The organism is Citrobacter sp. U14242 (assembly GCF_046555775.1).
Taxonomy (GTDB): Bacteria; Pseudomonadota; Gammaproteobacteria; order Enterobacterales; family Enterobacteriaceae; genus Citrobacter.
In genome coordinates this window covers 96,096-118,483 of record NZ_JBKGLW010000003.1, presented here as the reverse complement: position 1 = coordinate 118,483, position 22,388 = coordinate 96,096, and the positions used below count along the sequence as shown (strand labels likewise).

Below are 22,388 nucleotides of genomic sequence, written 5' to 3'. Positions count from 1 at the left end.
TGGATCCTTTCACGTTGTCGGGTAGCGGCACCTGTGCCTTATCCGGCCTGCAAGAACGAACGCAAATCCGTAGGCGTGATAAGTGCAGCGTATCAGGCTGTGCTGTATTCTGGACCGACAAAAAAAAGCCCCCTGTGAACAGGGGGCTTGCGAGTTTATGCCTGCTTAAAACGATTTCTTAAAGCCAATGGACGCATTAACCGGCGCTTCAACCTGCGACTTATTGCTGCCGTTGCTGAATTGCGTACCCAATTCACCGTAGACCTGCAGATTACGGTCGATAGACCACGACAGACCCGCCGCAACCTCGGTGCTGGAGTACTGTTGTGACGATTCCAGCGTGGTAGTGGCGACCGCATTGCTGAAGTGCGTTTTATCTTTAGAGCCCAGACCCTGCCAGACGTTGACCCTGCCGTATGGCTGGAATTTGCCATGGTTGGTGTCGTAGTCCGCGACCAGACGCACGCCCAGACGCGCGGTAAATGAATCGGCGGTGTCCATATTTACTCTCGTTTGGGTTACACCATCCAGCGTGCTGTTATCGAAATCGCTGTATTGATAGATCAGCTGGGCCTGCGGTTCCAGGCTCCAGGCGCTGGCACCTAAACGGAATGCTTTACCCACTTCAGTTGAGGCCGTCAGCGTATTGCCTTTGACGGTGTAAGAGCCGTTGTTACCCGATGCCGACAGACGGGATTTATGGTTCCCGTATTGCAGCACGTTATCGACATACATACCGTCACCCGAGAACCAGGTGGCATAACCGCCAACATAAAACGCGTTGTCGTCGATATTACCGCCTTTGCCGTCGCTGCCAGTCTTCGTACCTTTCACATTGCTGTCGATATCCAGAATGCTGGTATACATACCGGCTTTCCAGCTTTCATTGGCGTACATATCGACGCCGACCTGAATACCCATGGTATGGGAGCTGGTTTGTGTACCGACTGCATCATCCAGTTTGGTTTTACCGGAATAACCAATCATTCTGGCCCATGCGCGGTTGTCTTCATCAAGACCCGGTTTAACCTCATCACCCATACGTTGGTGCATGTTGCCTAACAGACTGATGTCGCCCTGGCGAACCACGCTGGCGAGACCGGAGTACAGCATGGTTTCCGGACGGTATTCACTCCTCAGGTACCAGTTTTCACCCTGACCTTGCGCGTTCCCTGCCTGCAACTGATACTCAAAAGCACCTGCAGCCATGCGTTCAGAGGCAAGATGGAAAGCATCCCGCGTGGTTTGCGCCGTGGTGGTTGCGCCGTTGAGCGCCGTAACCACTTCAATCCCGTCGCCGACCGTCGGGGCACCCAGACCTGAACCGTCAACATTCAGCAGCGTACTGCCGCTGGCTTTACCGCCATCAATAATCAGGCGGTCGGCAATACCTGCGCCACTACCATTCTGGATAGCCGCCATGTTGATGGTGCCTTTTTCGCCGGTGTAATCCCCTTTGACGGTTAAGGTTGTGCCAGGTTGCTGGCCGATGAGCGACACATCACCACCGTTGTTGAGTCCTGCTACCGTCTGGTCGTAACCCTGTGTATTCAGCGTCGTGTTTGTCGCAACATAGTGATGTGATGCTGAGCTCAGCGTATCGGTATTACCGGCCTCGAGGACACCGTTGGCAACTAATGTTGCGCCGCTGTAGGTATTGGAACCTTGCAGAACGGTGGTGCCGCTACCCGTCTGATACAGTTGACCTTCACCGCTGATATTACTGGTTAATTCCAGCGTATCGGCACGATCGATATTGAGAATACCGTTATCAACAATATCTCCCTGCACGCTGCCGATATTGCCGCCGTTGCCCAGTTGTAATACGCCCTGGTTAATCGTCGTACCGCCGGTGTAGGTATTATCCAGCGTCAGCGTCAGTACGCCTTTGCCGGTTTTAGTCAATTGACCGTTACCTTCGACTTCCGTCAGCAGGGAGACATCATAGCCGTTCGTGTCGAATGTCCCGCCGCCGGATTCCAGCGTAACCTGACGCGCGGTATCAAACGCGTCGCCATATTTCAGCGTACCACCGTTGAAGGTGATCCCGGTCTCTGCTGCCCCGAGGTTGGTATCACCTGCCACTTGTAACGTACCTGACGTAATCGTGGTCCCACCGCTGTAGGTGTTATCGCCAGTGAGAATCAGCGTCCCGAGGTCGCCTTTATTTAAACCGCCAGTGCCGCGGATCACGCTGTCGATAGTGGCGGTATAGTTGATGCCGTCTACTGTGCCATCGCCGACGCGAATCAGCGTATTGGCTGTATCGGTGGTGATGGCTTCACCGCCCACGCGATAACCATCGGTAGCGAACTGCGCGCCGCTGATGATGACGTCGCCTTTGCTGTTATCGACGGTCACATTACCGGCTTCCCCCTGGAAGACGGCAAATGCGGCATCGGTAAACGGTGCATTCAGCGCGCCTTCTGGCGTAGACTCATCCGTCGTCCAGTTGTCGTTCCCCTGGCTGGATTGCCAGATACCATCACCGCCGTTGATGACGCCGTTATTTTTCAGCTCGCCATTTTCACCGCCGGTGCCGTCCCAGAAGCGCAGCGTCAGCCCGGCATGGTTGACCAGGTTAACCTGGTTTTTAACCGAGGTTTGTACGTACAGGCTGTCTGCGGCTTCCGGCGCGTTAGCAATATCCATCACATTGTTGGTCAATGTGCCGGTGTAGTTGATGACGCGATAAACACCCACGTCGAAGCTACCGCCTGGTGACGTCTCAATGTTGAGCTTACCGTCGAGCGTCAGGTCGCCATTCACATCAATCAGGTCGTTGAAGGCTCCGCCTGGGGTATAAGCCTGACCGAACTGATAATCCAGTTGTGCGTTATCGCTGAGCGTCAGAGAACCGGTGGTCAGTTTGCCCACGCTGTTGATGGCAGCACCGGCGGTAATATGACCGTCGTCCAGAACATCAACCGCGCCGCCGATAATACCGTTACCCCCGAGCGTCGCCCCGGATTTCACTGTGACCTGACCGGTAGCGGCGGACTGATTACCGTTAACCAGTAGCACACCTTCGTCGACATTGGTGGTGCCGGTATAGGTGTTGTCGCCTTCCAGGGTCAACGTGCCGGTACCGATTTTCACCAGATTGCCATCATTGCCACTGATCACACCGCTGATGGTGTCATCAAAGTTCAGGTTACCCAGAGACAGGGATTTATTACCCAGCTCAACGTTACCTGCGCCGGACAGCGAACCGATGGAGGTTGCGCTGTTCACCGCGCTGATGTCGACCATACCGCCAGCCTGGTTTTTGACAACGGCGTTTTCAGCCATTGCCAGGTCAGCAAAGGTCATCAATCCGCTGTTGGTAACATCGGCACTGCCGCCGCTGGCGTTGTCTTCCAGCGCCAGCGTACTGTCTTCCCCGACGTTAACCGTTGCGTCACCGGCGGTGGAATCCTGCGTTAATATCGCTTTCGCTTTGCCGGTCAGATTCAGTTTGGCACTTGCGGCAGTCACGTTGTCAGCCAGCGTTAACAGGCTGTCGGCAATGTTCATGGTGAGCGATTGCAGGCTGGTGTCTGTGCCGCTGACGTTAACTGTCGCACCTTTATTAACGGTAACGGTGCTGCTCGTATTGCTACCAAAGGCGCCGGTTTTGCTGACGTTGACGGTCACATTGTTAGCATTACCCGTACCGGCAACCTCGGTTTCTCCTTTGTAGCTGTTCGCTCTGTCGAGCGTCAGCGTACTGCCCGCATCGCTGGAGCTGCTGGTGATTTTCAGTTTGCCGTCACCGGTGATATCGCCGGTTGGGGTGAAGTGGTGTGAGTTCAAGTCGAACACTTCCGCATCGGTATTTGCGCCCAGCGTGATGGTGCGATTGGTACTTAAATCTGCACCCAGTTGCAAGGTTGAGGCGTTGTTAATCTCCAGACCCGTTCCGCTTTGTCCGAGGTTTGTGTCCGAAGAGATTTGCAGCGTACCGCCATCGATACGGGTACCGCCACGATACTCATTATCACCGCTCAGGATCAGACGACCGAGGTCGGTTTTCACCAGTGTCAGCTTATCGCTGGTGCTGGCCTCACGGATGATGGATTCGATGGTGGCGGTATAGTTTTGACCCGCACCACCGGCCCCTACGCGCAGCAGCAGTTCACCGGTACCTGGCGTTTGACCTGCGTGCGTCGCATTTTCTGTGGTGGCATAGGCGTTGAGTGCGTCACCTTTAACGACATAGCCATCGGCGTCAAACTGCGCCCCGGAGAAGTTGACTTCACCCACCGCATTATCGACGGTCACAGTACCGGCGTTGCCAGTAAAGACGGCGAACGATTTCTGTGCCCACGGCGCATTGCCGTCGCCGGTTGCCGTCGTCCAGTTGTTATCGCCCTGGCTGCCAATCGCCATCCATTTACCATCGCCGCCATCAATATTGCTGTCACCTTCAATACCCGTTGCGCCGTGGCTCTGGCTCACGGTCGCACCGTCCCAGAATTGCAGAGTGACGCCATTGGCGTTGACCAGGTTAACCTGCTTATCGATGGAGGTCTGGACAAAGACGTTGCTCTTATCCTGGCTGTCCGGGATTGTGCCCAGATCCAGCCCCTGGTTATTCAGCGTGCCGCCGTAGTTATAAATACGGTACACACCGGGACCGAAACTCCCGCCCGATGACGTGGTGACATCCAGAGTCCCGTCCAGTTGCAGATCGCCTTTGACGTTGATCAGGTCATTAAGCTTACCACCCGGTGTATAGGCCTGGCCCAGCTCGAAGGCGGAAGTCGTTTTGTTGCCAAGCTGCAGATTACCGTTAATGGATAACGTACCCGCACCGCCGTCACCAGCGCTAATCGTTGTGGCATCGTTCATCAATACGTTGCCGCCGATAATGCCATTACCACCCAGTGTGGCAGCATTGCTGACGGTGGTGATACCCGTAGCAGCACTCTGGTTCCCATTGACCAACAGCGCGCCGCTCGTGACGGTAGTGTCACCTGTATAGGTATTGTTCCCGCCCAGACGCGTGGTCCCGCCGCCGATTTGTTGTAACGCGCCAATACCGGAAATAATGCCGTTGAGCAGTACGTTATTGGCGCGATTAATGGTGAGTATGCCGTTATCGATAATATTCGACACCGCGCTGACTTCACCGGTATCTCCGCCCGAACCTAGCTGCAGCGTGCCGCTTTGATCAATGGTAGTGGATCCGGTATAGGTGTTGTTGGCGGTAAATACTGTGGTGCCGCCCGCCGCACGTTCAAATTTCCCGCTGCCGCTGATGGTGCCGTTATAGATTTGAGCCTGGTTATTGTCGCCCGTTGTATCAAAGATGACTTTGCTGGCTGCATTGTTAGTGGTGATGTTGTAATCGCCAATGGTGGCGGCATTGCTGCTGGACTCACCGTGGTCGCCAGTACGCAGTGTTGCACCGTTGTTGACGGCGATGGTTTTGCTTGTCAGCGTCAGGCGATCAACGATGCGCATATCGGCCTGGGAGCCTGAAAGCGTGAGTGAATCCCAGCCTGCGCCGATATTGGTGCCAGTGCTGAGGTTATCGCTACTCAGGCTGCCGATTTTGGCACCCGTGCCATGCGTGTTCGTGAAGGTGAGGGCGTTACCTGCGCCTGCTGCGGTGATGATATGGCGCGTATTGCTCAGATCTACGTTACCAATATTGGCTTTATTGTTTCCGCCGGTTCCCGCGAAATTCATTTCGCCTGCAAAGGTACCCTTCGACCAGTTCACGGTATCGTTGCCGGCACCCGTGTTGATGACGCCGACCGTTTCGATGCCGTTGATATTGATGGTGTCATTACCGTCACCGGACTGAATGGCCACGGCGGTATCGCTGGCGGCACGGATAGTTCCAGTATTGGTAATGGTTTTACTGTTCGCACCGCTGGCATCAATCACCGGCCCATTGATGCTGCCAGAGATGATTTTCCCATTGTTAGTCAGCGAGTTAACATTTTTCGCGATAATGGCTGAATCACCGGTGCTGTCCTGCACGGTAATATCGGCGCTGGTCGTGACATTACCGTCAGTATTGGCACGAATCCCACTCCCCGTGGCATTACCCGCCGCGTTATGTACGAGCACGGTATAGCCGGTACCAATATTCAGATCGCCCGTCACGGCGCTTCCGTCGCGTTGTTCAAAAGCAAAACCGGTTCCGTTGCCTGTCACATTCAACGTATTGTTTGCGCCATCTTTTACATTCAGCGCAACGCTGGTACGGATACCAGAGCCATCGTTGGCATTGATGGTCACATCGTTGAGTGTAATGTCGCTACTGTTGGCGTCGTTCTGGATCCCCGCACCCGTACCCAACGCGCTGATGCTAACGCCTCTGGCCGTCAGTGAACCGGCATCCTTATCCAGGCGAATACCGTCGGCGGTGCCATTGGTGATGATGGAATCACCGGCTGAGGCAGTAATGTCCAGTTCGGCGCCGTTTGTCAGCAGAACGCCTGCTGTACCATCGTCAACCTTGATTTTCCCCAGCCTTTTGATCTGTGCATTGGCACCCGAAGCGCGTACGCCAATACCGTTGCTGACATGCAAATCGCTGGATGAATTATTGGTTAAACGTCCGCCTTGTTGCACATCGACACCGATGCTGTTGACACTGTCGAGAGCTATAAGCGATTTTGCATCGAGAATAATATTCCCCAGATTTTTCGCCACGTAAGCGATAACCTTTTTCCCGTTGGCATCAGAGGTAATGCTGGCGTCAGAGATTAGGGTCGTTTCGACAGGATTACCCTGGGTGGAGCCGTTTAAATTATGCGCCTGGCCGTCAACAATCCCGGCGGTGGTCTCTTCACCGGTCAAATGGATGGTGGTTTTATCGCTGATATTACCGCTTGCGCCGCCTTCAATCACAATGGCAGATGCGCCTTTACCCCCGACGTTGAAGGTCGCTTCACCGGTTTGAACGACGGTGTTATTCCCGGTACCCAGCACACCTACAGAGTTATTACCGCTGAGTGTCAGTTTAAGATCAGAAGCCGTGCCGGTTATCGGATCGTTGCTGTTACCGGCAAATTTAGCGCCCTCAGCAATACGGAAGATAGTGGTATTGGCCTGGCCATTATCATTCATCTCCGTCTTACCAATATTGGCAACGGCATTGGCACCGTATAAGAAATAACCTATCTGGTCGGTGCTGTTAAACACAGGGCTGCTGTCGTTATTGATATTCGCGGTTGCACTGCCGCGAACGTGTACCCCAATATCCCCGGTACCATTCAGCGTAATCCCGGAAGAGATATCCGCAACTGCCTGCTTGCCGGCGGAGCCTTCGACCCAAATGGCATAGTTACGTTCGTTGGTTCCGCCTTCACCATCCACCGTAATTTGACCGGACTGGCTGGTGGTGACTTTGGCATCTGTACTGTCTGCACGAACATGAATACCGATATTATTCTTGCCGTTAACATCAATCTGGCCGTCATTACGGATAGTCTGACCGGCATTTGCACCGCTGTTATGCACCGACATCCCGTAATTTTGCAGCCCGGATGATTTACCGTTGACCGAGATAACACCGGAGTTGATGACATCCCCGGTCGCGCCAGCAACCAGTATGCCTGCTGCGTTACGTACACCGGTACCCAGGGTAATATTCCCTGCGTTAGTCACAGTCCCTGTACCGCGCGCATGGATACCGGCGCTGAGGTTGGAGCCGCCAGTTAATTCAACATCCTGGGCGAGGTTGGAACCATCACGGCCGAGATAAATCGTGGCGTCCGCGCTGTTCTTGAAGGTTGCATTATCGGCCACTTCAACACCGTAGGCTGTACCTTTCCCGAACGAGGCTCCGTCGGCGTTACCGTCCACCACATTGATCGTTTTGTTGTTAACCCCGACAGAATCCCCCGATAACTGCATCCCGATGGCCAGCGTAATTGGCTTTGTTACCGTGGTGTCGGTATCCCATGGGTTGGCGGCGGAGGCGGTGCCATAGTTACCCGTTGTGATAGCCTGGTTAATGATGCCATCGTTGGTAATGATACTGTCCGCTTTGCCCTGCATACCGATAGCACCATAGCTATTCAGAGCCTGTCGCCCATCTTTATCGATGAATAAGCCGGAGTTGATGGTACCGGTGTTGGTGGCCGTGGCGTTTTCCGCCAGCATACCAATCGCCAGACTGTGTCCTGTGGAGGTACGCAGTGCGTTGAGAGAACCCTGGTTCGTAATGACGGCGCCATCCGTGCCTTTCATCACGCCATTAATGCTGCCGTCTACCGCCAGTACAGAGTCTTTTGTCACGGTGCCGGTTGCGCCCGCGCCATGCGCGTAAACGGCGTGCAGCTCGGTATTACCGATCGTGGCGTTATTGGTATGGTTTTGGCCATCCTTCCAGACCTGGTATTTCCAGTCAACCGAGCCGGTTACCGTATCAGATTGCAGAACGCTGCTAATCAGTTTCGCATACCAGTCTTCGACGTCCTTGAGTGACATGGTAGCGCGATTGGCATCCAGCATCAGTTGCAGCTGGCTTACCTTTTGCCCCTGAGTATTCAGGACTGCGGCATCGTTTTCACCCAGCAACCAGTCGTTAAAGTCACCGAGTTCCTGGGTATTGGTGATGTCGAATTCCTGGGTGCCGGTTTTCACCGCATTACCGTCGCTATCGTATCCGTAGGTATCGATAGTCAACACTTTGCCGAACTGGTCCATTGTCTGAGAACCATTAAAGGTTTCGTTCGGGACGACGGGTGCGGCGCCAAAGGAGATGTAGTTATCGGAAATCCAGTTAACCTGGCTACCTGTGCCGCTGGCTTCAAGCAAAGAGCTGTTTTTGGCAAGAAGCTTGATGGTATTTTCAGCATCGCGGGCATTCTTCTGATCGTTGCCAATGTTCAGATTGGCCGTTGAACCGTTGCTGGCCTGCGCAATGCCAAAGTTGTTATAGATTTTAGACAGGGTAGCGTCATAGGTGTTTAACGTTATGCCATCTAACGGGGTTTTGGTCAGATAGCGAACCAGTTCATCGGTGTTGTAGACCTGCATATCTGCCGGGGCTTGTATTGCAGGGTCAATGACGGTGATTTTGTCATCTTGCGCAGGCGTCGTCTTTGGCTGGTTGTAATAATACTTTGCCAGTTCTTCAACGGTTGTAATCGGGGTGGTAACGCCCCCAATGGTCGCCGTGAGGGTGATTTTTTGTTGTTGCAGCAACTGCTCAATAGTCGCCGACTCAATAATACCGGTTTGACCTTGATCTATCTTCGGTAATGCGCCAGTGACGTTTAACACCGCACCGTTAGTGGCGTTCTGGTAGAGGAAGCCATCATTGTGAACGTCGTCATTTGTACCAGGCTGAATGACAATATTATTATAATCGACAGAAATATCATGATCGCCGATGTCGTCTGCCGCCACGAGTGGTGATGCGCTGATTAATGCTGTTGCTGTTAATACAGCAACAGTTTTACGTGAACTGCTTTTTTTCTTACCTCTGGTTAATTCAGAGACGACAACCCATATGCCGAGTGCCGCGTTCCAAATAATGCTGTAAACCTTATTCATATATAACCCTCGTTTACATTCCTGTTATGTATGTGTTAATACGTTGAGTTGTTGGCTATGGTTGGCACGCGGATGTGCTACCCGGTATGTCGATTTTCGAAAATAGAGATCCCTTCCGGGCTATGCGGAATAAAAAACGAGCCGAAAGAAAACCTGTTAATAATTAACCGTGATTACTATCCTTAAATAAGTCAGTTACGGCTGGCTATAGTGAGAAATGGTGTACTTGAGCCGGGTATTACTTTTACCCAGTTTTCTGGCAATATTGCTTTTGTACGCCCCGATTGTTTTTTCACTTTTTTGCGATACTCCGGCGATTTGTGTCAGTGACCACCCCCGGGCTAACATCATCATCACGTTGAATTCATTGGCCGTTATTTTTGTTTGCAGTTCTTTGATATTGCGTGGCTTTTTGTTTTTTGTGATACAAGTGATTGTTTGCAATAGCTGATCAAGGCTGGTGTCCTGATCCAGGAACTGCAGGGCCATTCCGCAAACAGTTTGAAAAATAGAAAAAGTGGTTTCATCGGCTAAAACGATGACCGTTGTAGATGGTCTTAAAGCCATGTTGCGGATAATCCTGGCATATTTTAAAAAATCTGATTTGTCAGGGTTAATAATGATGCAATCCGTTTCATGAGATAGCGTTTGGACGGCAGAAAGCGTCTGGGAGGAGTGGTACGCGATATCAATATATAATGATGAGCCACGGAGGATTTCTCGCATGCCTAGCCAGGGGTAAATTGAGTCACCCAAAAAAATAGCTTTAGACATACCGATCTCCTTGAAATTTTGGTGCAAGCAGTCGCCTCTTTTTTTAGTTAAAAAAGAGTTTCTCGCGATGCATGAAATGTTAATTAATGCTCGTATGCCCTAAATAATTCCAGTTACAGGAAGTCCGGGAGATAAATTCCCAGGCGTACAGATACTATGTGGCTGAGGTGAACTAACGCAGCCAACGCATATGTAACTTGAAGTATGATGGGTATATTTTGCTCTTTGCTTTGAACGCATCCTTATTTATTCGGATATCAACAGATATTATCTGTCTTTATTTAAATCATTAACTATTCTTAAAGTGGATATTACACTTTGTTAAAATTTAAGATAAATCGTTTATATCACCTCTGTGAAGATCATTGATAGATTTCGCTTATTGATCGGCGAGGTTTAGTGTCCATCGATTCGATAATGACAGGGGATTCCTATAGGTTTAGAAGGGGGATATTGTTAATTATTATTAATTTCAAACAGATATATGATTTTCTTAACAGAGAAGGAAATAACCAGGAGAATTCTTACTCAAAGGCCGGGCAGGGAAGGAGGTCAATGTTCTTGAGAAGAAAATATTGTTTAATTTGAATTAATGGGCTGTAAATGAAAATAATTTAGATTTATATTCTATATGTTTGTGGTTTTTAAGGTGTTTAATCTAAAATAAGCTTTTCGTGCTTAATCTAAAAATCAGTCTTGCAGCCGCTTTTTGTCTGCTTTTTGTTCGCTCATTTTCTCAGCCAGCCAATAGCTCTTGCTCCACTTGTTGTACTTGCATTTCCAGCGTATTGCGGATTTCTGTCAGTGCCCGTTGCTGATCGGAGAAGTAGGCCTCTTTGTCTGTTACTGAAGTGGCAAGACGCCAGGCGTTTTCCGCTTCCAGATCGCGAATCTCTTTGAGCAGTGCATTAATTTGCTCCCTGAGCTGCTGAATCTTGCTACGTAAATGCTGCAGATCGTTTAGCCGGTCACTTGCCATCATCGGTTCGAGTCCGGTTTGTAACTGGGTCAGCAAGGCTCTGACCGCGGCCAGATCGGCATTTTGTCGTGCCTGATTAAGCTGCACCATCATCTGATGGGCTTTCTCTTTCAGGTCATCCGCTACCACGTCCGGGTGGCAAAGACGACTGGCCTGACGCCACAGGCGTTTTAATTCATTACGTTCATCCGTTGAAAGCCGCTGGTCGCGGGTGTAACGGTGCTGAGCATCCTGCTGTTGCTCCTGATATTCATCATATTCATGGCTGGCTTCCTCCTGTGCCTGACGGGTTGCGCTGTCGTCCTGGCGAGAAAAGTCGTTTTCAAGTTCACGAATTTCCGCCAGCAGGGCGGTGATAAGCTCAGTCTGTTGCTGAATGCGCTGGCGAGTTTCCACGGATTCGCGGGAGTCCGAACTCAGATTTACCCAGTGCTGCTTGAGTTTCGCCAGTTGATCAACGGCCTGTGAAATATAGTGCTGGCAGGACTGATAATCTTTTTCCCGACGTTTTCGTTCTGCTTCCTGCCTCCGTTGCGCACTGGCAGCCAACTGCTTACGCAGTTCGAGAATCCGGCTCATCAACGGTCCGAGGCGAAGATGGTACAGGTCATTGAAATCATCGAGGATTTGAATACGCGTGTTGCGCTTATCAATCAGATCACGCAGTTGGGTTTCAAGCGCTTTCAGTTCGAGCTTACTGGCGGCAATGCCGGGGTCCTGCCACGTTGATACTGCGCGCTGGGATTGTAGCCAGTGTGTAATTTCACGCAGGGCATCGCCGAAACGCCGTTCTTCAATCGCCTGCACGATGGCGCCGGGAATGACTGGCAAAGGTTCATTTTTCAGATGCGCCAACTGCTGGAAAATAATCTCTTCATCTTCCAGTTCGATAGCGCTTTTGACGATCTCAAGTCGTTTAATGATCTTATTCATGACAGTCGTTGCCTGGCGTGGTTCAAAAAAGAGTGACTGAACCACGACAGCTTCACCCGTTTGAAAATGTTGGAAAAACAGTAAAGTGCATTCTGTGGCCTGCGATGCCTTTTCGTCCAGAATAATTCACTGTAATTATGAAAAAGCGGTACTACCGCGCACTTCTTCGCATCTTTAAACCCTCGTTTCATCTTTTTTATTCACCGGTTAATTATTCTTGATCTGATAAAGATAATGCGTATAGTTCTCATTATCTTTTGTCATTAACAATCTGCGTGAACTCTGGTAAGGATCCCGACAATGAAAAAAACAACATCCGCTCTGGCATTGCTGACTGCCGTTGCATTAAGCGGCTGCACAGCTAACGCCACGCCAGCCAGTAACCCGGTGGCGCAGGAAAAAACAATCGCACCGGCAGCAACGGATATTCAGCAGCGCGCACTGGCTGACGGCCTGTATGAAATGGCGCTGAGCCCAGCGGGTGATGCGCTGTACGTTGCCAGTGCGGAAGGGTTCAAAGATGTACAGGGTGGGGTCGTTTACAAGCTGGATCCGCAAACGCTGAAGACCATCGGTCTGAGCCACACCGATCTGAAAAACTTTGGTATGGCTCTCTCGCCAGACGGTAAAACAGTGTATGTCACCAACTCCCTGGATGGAGGGGTAAGCGCGCTGAATACCGCAGACGGCAAAGTGAAGAATCGTGTGCTGTTCCCGGAACGTAACCCGCAAGGTTTCCCGTACGGCGCGCGGCAGGTACTGTTGCATAACGGTCTGCTCTATATCGGCGCCGTTGCCGAACCAGCGGTGATCTGGGTTGTTGATGCCGAAACGCTGAAACTAAAAACCCGGATTAAAAACACGGGTAAATGGATGACCGGGCTGCATTACTCAGAAATGACACAGCGTATTTATGCGGCAAATGGCGGTGGTGAAATTCTGGTTATCAACCCGCGTACTCAGCGCGTTGAAAAACGCTGGCAGCCGCTGGGCGATAAACCCGCATTGCTGCTGAATATGGCGGAAGACCCGCAAACAGGTCGTCTGTTTGTCACCGACAATTCCAAAGCGAAAACGACATTGGTGTTAGATATTCATACGGGCAAGCTGCTTAAACAACTGGATATCGGGGATTCGCTGGCGGTGAAATTCAATGCGAAGCGTAATGAAATCTATATTACCCAGCGTGATTCCGGAAAATTGCTTAGCCTGAATGCAACGGATTACAGCGTGAAGAAACGCTGGGATCTCCTCCCCAATCCCAACAGCCTGTTACTCTCTGCTGATAGCCAAACCCTGTTTGTCACAGTGAAACAGAAATTCAATAAAGACCACTCCACCTCCGCGCCAGATAACGTGGTGCGTATCGACCTGAATAAATAATAACAACACGTTGCCGGAGCGCTCTCCGGCAACGTCGTCAGACTTTGATCAGCAAGCTAAGACCGTAGCCGATGTTGTCGCCAATGATGCGAGCGTGCAGGCGGTACAAGGCTACGATAACGTCACCAACGAGAATTACTGGTCAGGTATTGATGATACCGGGACTTATCTGTTCCAGGGCGAGCCACGCACGCTGAAGGTTTCTGCCAGTTACGACTTCTGATTTTTTTCCTGGGCCTCGGTGCGTTGGGCAAGGATGCCCGGCGTATCCAAACGATTGCGCCTTGCGACAACCAGGTTGAAATGTTAAAAGAAGCCCCTTCAATAAAAACCACACAGGGGTAGGGCGTGAAAAACGCGTCAACTGCATCTGACACCAGCGTGTCTGATGCCGCGTCGACGAATGAACCGACGCTTCAGCGGGGGTTGCAAAACCGCCATATTCAGTTAATTGCGCTGGGCGGCGCAATTGGTACAGGCTTGTTTCTGGGAATCGGCCCGGCTATTCAGATGGCGGGACCTGCTGTATTACTCGGTTACGGTGTTGCCGGAATCATCGCGTTTCTGATTATGCGTCAGTTGGGCGAAATGGTGGTTGAAGAACCCGTTTCGGGATCGTTTGCCCACTTTGCCTATAAATACTGGGGGCCGTTCGCGGGTTTCTTGTCTGGCTGGAACTATTGGGTGATGTTTGTGCTGGTTGGTATGGCAGAACTCACCGCAGCCGGAATTTATATGCAGTACTGGCTGCCTGATGTCCCAACCTGGATTTGGGCCGCGGCTTTCTTCGTGATTATCAATGCGGTCAACCTGGTCAACGTGCGTCTGTATGGCGAAACGGAATTTTGGTTTGCGCTGATCAAAGTCCTGGCGATTATCGGCATGATTGGCTTTGGTATCTGGATGCTGTTTTCCGGCAACGGTGGCGAACATGCAAGCATCGATAACCTCTGGCGTTATAACGGCTTTTTTGCGACTGGCTGGAACGGACTGATCCTGTCGTTGGCGGTGATTATGTTCTCGTTTGGTGGTCTGGAGCTGATCGGGATTACCGCTGCCGAAGCGCAGGACCCACAAAAAAGCATCCCGAAAGCGGTAAACCAGGTGGTGTATCGTATTTTGCTGTTCTACATCGGTTCACTGGTGGTGCTGTTAGCGCTGTATCCGTGGGTGGAAGTCAAATCGAACAGTAGCCCGTTCGTAATGATTTTCCACAATCTTGATAGTAACGTGGTGGCATCTGCGCTGAACTTTGTCATTTTGGTGGCTTCGCTGTCGGTCTATAACAGCGGTGTTTACTCGAACAGCCGCATGCTGTTTGGCCTGTCGGTACAGGGAAATGCGCCGAAGTTCTTAACCCGTGTCAGCCGTCGTGGCGTACCGGTGAACTCATTGATTCTCTCCGGCGCGATCACGTCGCTGGTGGTGCTGATCAACTATGTGTTGCCGCAAAAAGCCTTCGGTCTGTTGATGGCGCTGGTGGTTGCGACGCTGCTATTGAACTGGATTATGATCTGTCTGGCGCACCTGCGTTTCCGGGCAGCAATGCGTCGTAAGGGGCGTGATACTCAGTTTAAAGCGTTGCTGTATCCGGCGGGTAACTACTTGTGCATCGCCTTCCTCGGCATGATTCTGGTGCTGATGTGCACCATGGATGATATGCGCCTGTCCGCTATCCTGCTGCCCGTGTGGATCCTGTTCCTGTTCGTGGCATTCAAACTGCTGCGTCGCAAGTCCCGCTAATATCTAACCGATCTCATCCTGGTGATGAGATCGGACCTTTCTTCATGCTACCGATTAACGCTGAAAAACGCCTGCCAGTGCGCGAATGTCATTTCCGGTAGGGGATTGATGAATGCGTAAACCAAACTCTTCGACGACGGCAAAAATATGGTCGAAGATATCAGCCTGAATACTTTCATATTCCAGCCACACCACCGTATTGGTAAACGCATAAATTTCAATCGGTAAACCGTGGTCATCTGGTGCAAGCTGGCGCACCATTAATGTCATATCTTTGCGAATGCGCGGATGGTGGCGTAAATATTCGTTCAGATAAGCACGGAAGGTGCCGATATTGGTCATCTGGCGATGGTTCAATACGGACTCCGGCGCATCTAATTGCTGGTTCCACTCGCTGATTTCCTGGTGACGCGTGGTTAAATAGGGTTTCAGCAGGTGCGCTTTATGCAATCGCTGGCGTTCATCTTCATCGAGAAAATGAATGCTGGTCGCATCGATGCTGATGCTACGTTTAATGCGTCGACCACCGGAAGCGGACATCCCGCTCCAGTTTTTAAACGAGTCTGATACCAGCGACCAGGTGGGGATAGTGGTGATGGTGTTATCCCAGTTGCGGACTTTTACCGTGGTTAAGCCGATATCAATAACTGCGCCATCGGCACCATATTTCGGCATTTCCAGCCAGTCGCCCAGCTTGAGCATATCGTTGGCTGAAAGCTGAATACCGGCGACCAGTCCGAGGATCGGATCTTTAAATACCAGCATTAAGACGGCGGCCATCGCACCCAGACCGCTTATCAGGATGGCCGGTGACTGACCAATCAGCAGGGAAATCATCAGAATGCCGACGATAATCGCGCCGATTAACTTGATGCCCTGAAATATGCCTTTCAGCGGCAACTGCGATGCGGCGGGGAGTTTTTGCGACAGATTGAGAATAACGTCGAGCAGAGAAAATACTGACAGCAGGGCGTACATCATGATCCACAGCTGCGCGCAGGTGACTAATATTTCTGCGGCTTCACTGCCTTTTTGTAGCCAGAGCGCGGCCTGTATATTGACAATGATACCTTGCAGCGTGAATGCCAGTCGGTGAAATAACTTGTTCTGCGTGATGATTTGTAGCCACAGGCGGGAGCTGGCGTTGGCGCGCTTTTCAAATGCGCGTAATACCACCCAGTGCAAAATAACGTGAACAATAATGGCGGTGATAAAAATAATGCCAAAAATCATCACCAGCGAGGTGGTGTGATTCATTTCAATGCCGAGGTCTTCTACCTGAGATATCAATTCCTGCATAATGTCTCCTTAATAAACAGCGGTCTATGATGACCGCTGTGTGGAGCTTATGCAAATGTGGGGATCAGACTTCTGTCAGCGTCGTTTCTTGCGGCAGACGTGATTTTGGCAGGGCAGCGTTGAAGTCTTCTACGCTGTGATGGCCCACCGGGACCACAACAACGCTGGTGTAACCTTTTTCTTTCAGACCAAACTCGGCGTCGAGAACTGCGGCATCAAAGCCTTCAATCGGTACGGCATCCAGGCCCATCGCCGCAACACCTAACAGGAAGTTACCCACGTTCAGATACACCTGTTTCGCCATCCAGTGAGCGTCATCTTTGAGCTCTTTGCGGTGCATATCGGCAAAGAACGTACGACCTTTGTGGTTGGCGGCTTTGGCTTCTGGCGTTGCGAAACGACCATCAATCTCTTCCTGATCCACCACGCGCTCCAGCCACGCATCATCCATCGCCGTTTTGGCGCAGAACACGACGACGTGGGAAGCATCCAGCATTTTACGTTCGTTGAACACAAAGCTGCCGGCTGCGGATTTAGCCACCCGCGCTTTTCCTTCGTCAGTGCTGGCAACGATAAAGTGCCACGGCTGAGAGTTGGTACTGGACGGACTAAACTGCAGCAGTGTTTTTAATTTTTCTGCTTGCTCAGCGCTCAGTTTTTTATTCGGATCGAATGCCTTAGTGGAGTAACGTTTTAAGGCGACAGAAACAATATCCATAACTACTCCTGGTGGTTTTTCGTACCCTGCGGGTGCGTTTTGTTTCAGCAGGGTACAGGGTTAGCGGGAAAATGATAAGACCGAAAAATGCAAAAACACTTATCGACGCTAACGATAAATCAGCCAGGACGCAGACGTTTTTGATCCCGCTTCGGCAGGCCGTCTACCACCCGATGCCATGAGTCGTTCACCAGGTCAGTCAGTAATGACTCGTTAATATCATCGCCGGGGTAGACGGATATCCAGTGCTTTTTATTCATGTGATAGCCCGGTTCGATACTGCGGTAAATCTGCTGATTCAGCAGTGATTTTTGTGGGTCTGACTTCAAATTAACCAACGGACGGCCGCGTTGCTCTGAAACAATCATAAAAATCTTACCGCCGACTTTGAAGACATCGTATTCCGGGCCGAACGGCCAGCATTGCTCGGTAAAAGGGAGTTCGAGTGCAATACGTTTAGCACAAGCATGTAGCGTTTGGCCGTCCATTATTTTTCCTCGCGGGTGAGTGCGCGCCACATGGCCTCAAACCCCATCGAAATGTAATCATTCGCGCGGGCAGGATCGCGGGCGGCGAATTCCATGGTTGTCTCGGCAAGTGAAAGAAAAAGCCCATCACCGAAGGCACGATATTCGTCAGACATAAATTCAGGGCGAACGGAACGATGACATAAATCGCGCAGTTCCGGGAACATATCGTCAGCCTGCTGTTCGGTTTCTTTGCTGATTTTCTCGCTGACGGCAAGCTGACGGATAGTGCGATGTCCACAAGTATGGTTCAGACCCCAACTGATGTAGCTGTTCCAGATGTAGTGAGTCATGGTTTTGGCATCGGTCACTGAACGGTCCAGATTGGCCATCATTGACTGGCACATATCGTGCTTTAAATGGAGATAAAGCTCGTTGATCAGGTCATCTTTTGTCGCGAAATAGCGAAACAATGTTCCCTCTGCGACACCTGCATTCCGGGCTATAACGGCGGTAGAGGCCGCAATACCTGATTGTGCAAATGCTGCGGTTGCAGCTTCCAGTAATGCCTGTTTTTTGTCTTCACTCTTCGGACGAGCCACTACACTTTACCCTTAAGTCTGTAAAAAACATGATTGAATCACGGCCTTTACCGCACCGCAACGGCGAATGTCAAAGATTGAAAATCATCTTGACGACGAACTTTCGATTTCTATAATGAGTGCTTACTCACTCATAATCAAGAGTCAGTCGCGCAATCCAGCGGAAAGGGGCGCGTTTAAGGTCAGGATATGAAGCGTCTCACAGTTTGTGTGGTTGTTATTATGCTCATTGCCGCTGCAGCAAGTTTACCGTTTGTATTCAATGCCGGATTTGGTCAGGTGCCGCAAGGAGCACAACTGAGTCAGGTTGAACAGTCGCCACACTATCGTGATGGACAGTTTCATAATCAGGTCCCGACTCCGGGCTATACCGGCAACAAAGGTATGTTGGCGGCCTGGTGGGAGTTTCTGGTCGCGAAGCGAGAAAACGCGCGGCCCGCGCAGCCGTTACCATTGGTTGCGACCGATCTCGCCAGTTTATCGCCACAGCAGGATACCCTTGTCTGGCTGGGGCATTCCTCGTGGTATTTGCAGTTGGCGGGCCAGCGTATTCTTATTGATCCGGTGTTTAGCCATTATGCCGCACCGTTTTCATTCCTGAATAAAGCCTTTGCCGGTGAGTATCCGTGGACCGCGCAGACGATGCCGGAAATCGATCTTCTTATTATCTCGCATGATCACTACGACCATCTGGATCTCGCCACGATCAAGGCTCTGATGCCGAAGATTAAGCGCGTGATTACACCGCTTGGCGTAGGTTCACACCTGCGTTACTGGGGAATGAACAGCGAGATCATTGAGGAACGCGACTGGAATCAATCCGTCAAAGTGACAGATTCACTGATCGTCCATGTACTGCCTGCCCGCCATTTTTCTGGCCGGGGGATTAAACGTAACCAAACGCTGTGGGCAAGTTTCATGTTTGAAACGCCGGAACAGAATGTTTACTACAGCGGAGACTCCGGTTACGGACCGCATTTTAAAGCGATTGGCGAACAGTTCGGCACGGTCGATGTGGCCATCATGGAAAATGGCCAGTATGACCATGACTGGAAGTTCATTCATATGATGCCAGAAGAGACCGCCCAGGCCGCGGCCGATCTGCGCGCGAAAGCGGTATTACCCGGACATGCGGGTCGCTTCGTTCTGGCGAAACACACCTGGGATGATCCATACAAAAGACTGGCACTCGCCAGCCGCCGCCAACATTACCGATTGCTGACGCCGATGCTGGGTGAGCCGGTCGCACTGTCCAAACCGGACCAACAGTTTACGGCCTGGTGGCAGCTGGCAACGCAATGAACAGAGGGGAGAGCATGATGACGATTTCTGCTCAGGTAATTGATACGATTGTTGAATGGATTGATGATAATTTGAATCAACCCTTGCGCATTGATGATATTGCACGCCATGCGGGGTATTCAAAATGGCATCTGCAACGCCTTTTTCAGCAGTACAAAGGTGAGAGCCTCGGGCGTTATATCCGTGAACGTAAGCTATTATTAGCGGCACGCGATCTGCGCGATACCGACCAAAAAGTTTACGATATCTGCCTGAAGTATGGTTTCGATTCGCAGCAGACTTTCACGCGTATTTTTACCCGTACGTTTAGCCAGCCACCAGGGGCGTATCGTAAAGAAAATCACAGCCGCACACATTAACGGTATACGGGTTCTCGCGGGTCTATTCTGCCAGCGAGAACCAACGCCGCCAGATGAAACGCAGCACAAAATACTCAATCACCCCGAGAAGCAAGAACCACAGACAAAACAACAACGTATAAAACTGATTAAGATCCATTAAATGAAAGGTTGTGACTAACTTTTGCGCCAACGCCAGGCCAAGCGAAGGGGCGGGCAGCAGCAGGCAGGAAAGCAGAGCCAACAGCAGTATCCCGGCTGCGGTCATCAGTGATTCAAGCGGGTGTTTCATGGCATTGTTAAACTTGAGTTAAAAAGCCATTGTCCGGGATATCGTTGGTTAACGCAAACGTCGCGCTTAATGCCCCGCCCAGATCTCACAATGTTTTTTCACCAGCCCACTCAGCGAACCACCGTTTGCCACAAAATCACGCATGTGCCGGACCTCATTGTGACCCTTTTTCACCTGCTGATGTAAGGTGTTTATGGCACTGGCAGCCCCCACTTTTTCCGCCGACGCTGCGACAGTGTCCAGTAAGCGTAGCGTGTTATCCGCCAGGCGATGGTGATCCCCGGTATTCACGTCGGTGAGTATTCCTTCCATACCAAAACGACAGGCCTGAAAACGGTTGAATTTGTACAACAGATAATCATTTTCCTGATGCCTGAATGGCCGTTCGGTGAGTAACCAGTGGGCGGTAGCCTGAATAAGCCCGGCTATGTTGAGTGCATGCTCAAGGGTCAGCGGGGTATCCATCACCCGCACTTCTACCGTACCAAAGTGTGGGCTGGGGCGGATATCCCAGTGCAAATCCTTAATACTGTCAACGATGCTGGTCCATGCCAGTCGGCGAAATAAGCCCTCAAATTCCTGCCAGTTGCTCACCCACGGCATCGGGCCATTATCGGGAAATCCGGAGAAAATGTTCAGCCGCGCGCAGGCAAATCGCGTGTCGGCTTCCTGCATATAAGGTGAGGCGGCAGAGAGCGCAATAAAATGCGGAACAAAGCGCGACAGGCCATGCAGCAGGTAAATGGCGTCGTCACCGTTGGCGCAACCGATATGAACATGCTGACCGAAAACCGTTGCCTGCTGAATAAGGTAGCCGAAGTTCTCCAGGTTCCGCCGATAGCGTTCGTCATCACACACTTCCTGACGCTGCCATGTTTGAAACGGGTGCGTACCACCGCCGCAGATTTCGAGGTGATGCGCTGTGGCGGCGCGCAGAACAAGGTGCTGCATGGTGGAAAACTGTGCGGCAGCCTGGTCAATATCGCGACACACCCCGGTCGCCATTTCCAGCATACTTTCGGTGATATCGTGCTTCACCTCGCCGACAGTGAGTTCTGACTTCACGGCGTCAATCAACCTGGACGCGTCCTGACTCAGATCGTAGCCCGGAGGATTGATTACCTGCATTTCCAGTTCAATACCTAACGTGAAGGGGTCAGAGATATGAAAATCGGGAAGTGACATCGTGTTCCCCTGAGCGTTGATTTTTAATCAGTATAGAAGGGGTGGTGATTTTCGGTTCTGCGTTAAAAATTCCTGACCGGTACTTTGAAGGCGAAATGGCGGGTGCTATAACTTGGTTTTTGTTTGCATAACAGGGGTTGAACAGTGCCAGAGATAAATCGGTATGGGCAGACGGTGGGTGATGCCCTGCCAGACTGGAATGGCGCAACCGCGCTGCCACGGAGTGTGCTTATTGGTCAATATTGCTGTCTGGAGCCCCTGAATGCTGACCACCATGCTGCCGATTTGTTTGACGCCTACGCGCAGGCACCTGATGAACGTGACTGGACCTGGCTTGCCAGCACGCGTCCTGCGTGCGTAGAGGAGGCCGCGCGTTGGGTCACGGACAAATCAACGGATGCCTCTTTGGTTCCCTATGCGGTGATTGATTTACAATCCGGGCGCGCCGTGGGGTTAGTCTCATTTATGGCGATCGACCTTGTAAATGGCTCGGTCGAGATAGGCCATGTGACCTGGTCGCCACGCATGAAGAATACGGTATTGGGCACCGAAACCGTCTGGCTGCTGCTGCGTCAGGCATTTGCGCTGGGCTATCGCCGCGTGGAGTGGAAATGCGATTCTCTTAACGTCGCATCCCGCCGTGCGGCGGAGCGTTTAGGGTTTATTCATGAAGGGCGTTTTCGCCAGAAGATGGTGCGTAAGGGTCGCAACCGCGATAGCGACTGGCTATCAATGATTGACGATGAGTGGCCACAGTGTGACGTTGTTTTGCAGCGCTGGCTGGCCCCGGAAAATTTTGATGCGCAGGGGCGGCAGCATCGGTCACTGGCGGCGTGCAGAGCAATTTAAGTTAACGCCCGCAGTTTGTG

The 22,388-nt window shown here is 51.5% G+C and carries 14 protein-coding genes and 1 pseudogene; 6 read left to right on the top strand and 9 right to left on the bottom strand.

Annotated features, from left to right (window positions below; all coding sequences use genetic code 11):
* Positions 1–165: 165 nt before the first annotated feature.
* The 3 genes from ACLJXE_RS05540 to ACLJXE_RS05530 form a co-directional block, all read right to left on the bottom strand.
* Positions 166–9,504 (bottom strand): autotransporter outer membrane beta-barrel domain-containing protein, encoded by a 9,339-nt coding sequence (locus ACLJXE_RS05540; protein ID WP_410750315.1) that lies wholly within the window; start codon positions 9,502–9,504, stop codon positions 166–168.
* 195 nt (positions 9,505–9,699) lie between these two features.
* Entirely contained in the window at positions 9,700–10,278 is a 579-nt protein-coding gene (locus ACLJXE_RS05535) for a LuxR C-terminal-related transcriptional regulator (protein WP_410750314.1), read from the bottom strand.
* Positions 10,279–11,014: 736 nt separating this feature from the next.
* Positions 11,015–12,190, bottom strand: coding sequence for a DnaJ family molecular chaperone (locus tag ACLJXE_RS05530; RefSeq protein WP_286628429.1), 1,176 nt, complete (start codon positions 12,188–12,190; stop codon positions 11,015–11,017).
* Between the two features lie 300 nt (positions 12,191–12,490).
* Here ACLJXE_RS05530 and ACLJXE_RS05525 point away from each other — a divergent pair, with 300 nt between their 5' ends.
* The 3 genes and pseudogenes from ACLJXE_RS05525 to pheP all read left to right on the top strand — a co-directional run bounded on the left by ACLJXE_RS05525 (position 12,491) and on the right by pheP (position 15,316).
* The gene (locus ACLJXE_RS05525; RefSeq protein ID WP_410750313.1) at positions 12,491–13,573 is read left to right on the top strand and encodes a YncE family protein; all 1,083 of its coding nucleotides are present in this window, start codon (positions 12,491–12,493) and stop codon (positions 13,571–13,573) included.
* A gap of 109 nt (positions 13,574–13,682) precedes the next feature.
* Positions 13,683–13,796 (top strand): annotated as a pseudogene (locus ACLJXE_RS05520) (hypothetical protein); the annotation flags it as partial.
* A gap of 125 nt (positions 13,797–13,921) precedes the next feature.
* On the top strand, positions 13,922–15,316 hold the full coding sequence (pheP, locus tag ACLJXE_RS05515; protein ID WP_410750312.1) for a phenylalanine transporter: 1,395 nt from the start codon (positions 13,922–13,924) through the stop codon (positions 15,314–15,316).
* A gap of 54 nt (positions 15,317–15,370) precedes the next feature.
* On the opposite strand, the gene ACLJXE_RS05510 is transcribed toward pheP, so the two are convergent.
* The 4 genes from ACLJXE_RS05510 to ACLJXE_RS05495 form a co-directional block, all read right to left on the bottom strand.
* Complete coding sequence (locus ACLJXE_RS05510) at positions 15,371–16,615, bottom strand: mechanosensitive ion channel family protein (protein WP_286628426.1); 1,245 nt, start codon at positions 16,613–16,615, stop codon at positions 15,371–15,373.
* 64 nt (positions 16,616–16,679) lie between these two features.
* Positions 16,680–17,333 (bottom strand): oxygen-insensitive NAD(P)H nitroreductase, encoded by a 654-nt coding sequence (nfsB, locus tag ACLJXE_RS05505; RefSeq protein WP_410750311.1) that lies wholly within the window; start codon positions 17,331–17,333, stop codon positions 16,680–16,682.
* Between the two features lie 119 nt (positions 17,334–17,452).
* Positions 17,453–17,821, bottom strand: coding sequence for an MmcQ/YjbR family DNA-binding protein (locus tag ACLJXE_RS05500; RefSeq protein WP_410750310.1), 369 nt, complete (start codon positions 17,819–17,821; stop codon positions 17,453–17,455).
* Positions 17,821–18,402: a TetR/AcrR family transcriptional regulator gene (locus tag ACLJXE_RS05495; protein WP_286628423.1), complete on the bottom strand. Its 582-nt coding sequence runs from the start codon at positions 18,400–18,402 to the stop codon at positions 17,821–17,823. The genes ACLJXE_RS05500 and ACLJXE_RS05495 overlap by 1 nt, the downstream gene beginning before the upstream one ends.
* A gap of 189 nt (positions 18,403–18,591) precedes the next feature.
* On the opposite strand from ACLJXE_RS05495, the gene ACLJXE_RS05490 reads away from it, so the two are divergent.
* Together ACLJXE_RS05490 and ACLJXE_RS05485 are read left to right on the top strand one after the other, a co-directional pair.
* Positions 18,592–19,704: an MBL fold metallo-hydrolase gene (locus tag ACLJXE_RS05490; RefSeq protein ID WP_410750309.1), complete on the top strand. Its 1,113-nt coding sequence runs from the start codon at positions 18,592–18,594 to the stop codon at positions 19,702–19,704.
* A gap of 17 nt (positions 19,705–19,721) precedes the next feature.
* Entirely contained in the window at positions 19,722–20,063 is a 342-nt protein-coding gene (locus tag ACLJXE_RS05485; RefSeq protein ID WP_286628691.1) for a RamA family antibiotic efflux transcriptional regulator, read from the top strand.
* 22 nt (positions 20,064–20,085) lie between these two features.
* Here the strand turns inward: ACLJXE_RS05485 and ACLJXE_RS05480 are convergent, their stop codons facing one another.
* On the bottom strand, positions 20,086–20,334 hold the full coding sequence (locus tag ACLJXE_RS05480) for a DUF1158 family protein (protein ID WP_061067481.1): 249 nt from the start codon (positions 20,332–20,334) through the stop codon (positions 20,086–20,088).
* 66 nt (positions 20,335–20,400) lie between these two features.
* A complete protein-coding gene (locus ACLJXE_RS05475; RefSeq protein WP_410750308.1) occupies positions 20,401–21,519 on the bottom strand; it encodes a YbdK family carboxylate-amine ligase in 1,119 nt (372 codons plus the stop codon).
* Between the two features lie 144 nt (positions 21,520–21,663).
* Here ACLJXE_RS05475 and ACLJXE_RS05470 point away from each other — a divergent pair, with 144 nt between their 5' ends.
* Positions 21,664–22,368, top strand: coding sequence for a GNAT family N-acetyltransferase (locus ACLJXE_RS05470; RefSeq protein WP_410750307.1), 705 nt, complete (start codon positions 21,664–21,666; stop codon positions 22,366–22,368).
* Positions 22,369–22,388: the final 20 nt, after the last annotated feature.

Bases quoted from the DNA above. Each gene is read 5' to 3' on its own strand.
- ACLJXE_RS05535 (WP_410750314.1), bottom strand. From the start codon at position 10,278: ATGTCTAAAGCTATTTTTTTGGGTGACTCAATTTACCCCTGGCTAGGC.
- ACLJXE_RS05480 (WP_061067481.1), bottom strand. From the start codon at position 20,334: ATGAAACACCCGCTTGAATCACTGATGACCGCAGCCGGGATACTGCTG.
- ACLJXE_RS05475 (WP_410750308.1), bottom strand. From the start codon at position 21,519: ATGTCACTTCCCGATTTTCATATCTCTGACCCCTTCACGTTAGGTATT.
- ACLJXE_RS05490 (WP_410750309.1), top strand. From the start codon at position 18,592: ATGAAGCGTCTCACAGTTTGTGTGGTTGTTATTATGCTCATTGCCGCT.
- ACLJXE_RS05510 (WP_286628426.1), bottom strand. From the start codon at position 16,615: ATGCAGGAATTGATATCTCAGGTAGAAGACCTCGGCATTGAAATGAAT.
- ACLJXE_RS05500 (WP_410750310.1), bottom strand. From the start codon at position 17,821: ATGGACGGCCAAACGCTACATGCTTGTGCTAAACGTATTGCACTCGAA.
- nfsB (WP_410750311.1), bottom strand. From the start codon at position 17,333: ATGGATATTGTTTCTGTCGCCTTAAAACGTTACTCCACTAAGGCATTC.
- ACLJXE_RS05530 (WP_286628429.1), bottom strand. From the start codon at position 12,190: ATGAATAAGATCATTAAACGACTTGAGATCGTCAAAAGCGCTATCGAA.
- ACLJXE_RS05525 (WP_410750313.1), top strand. From the start codon at position 12,491: ATGAAAAAAACAACATCCGCTCTGGCATTGCTGACTGCCGTTGCATTA.
- ACLJXE_RS05485 (WP_286628691.1), top strand. From the start codon at position 19,722: ATGACGATTTCTGCTCAGGTAATTGATACGATTGTTGAATGGATTGAT.
- ACLJXE_RS05540 (WP_410750315.1), bottom strand. From the start codon at position 9,504: ATGAATAAGGTTTACAGCATTATTTGGAACGCGGCACTCGGCATATGG.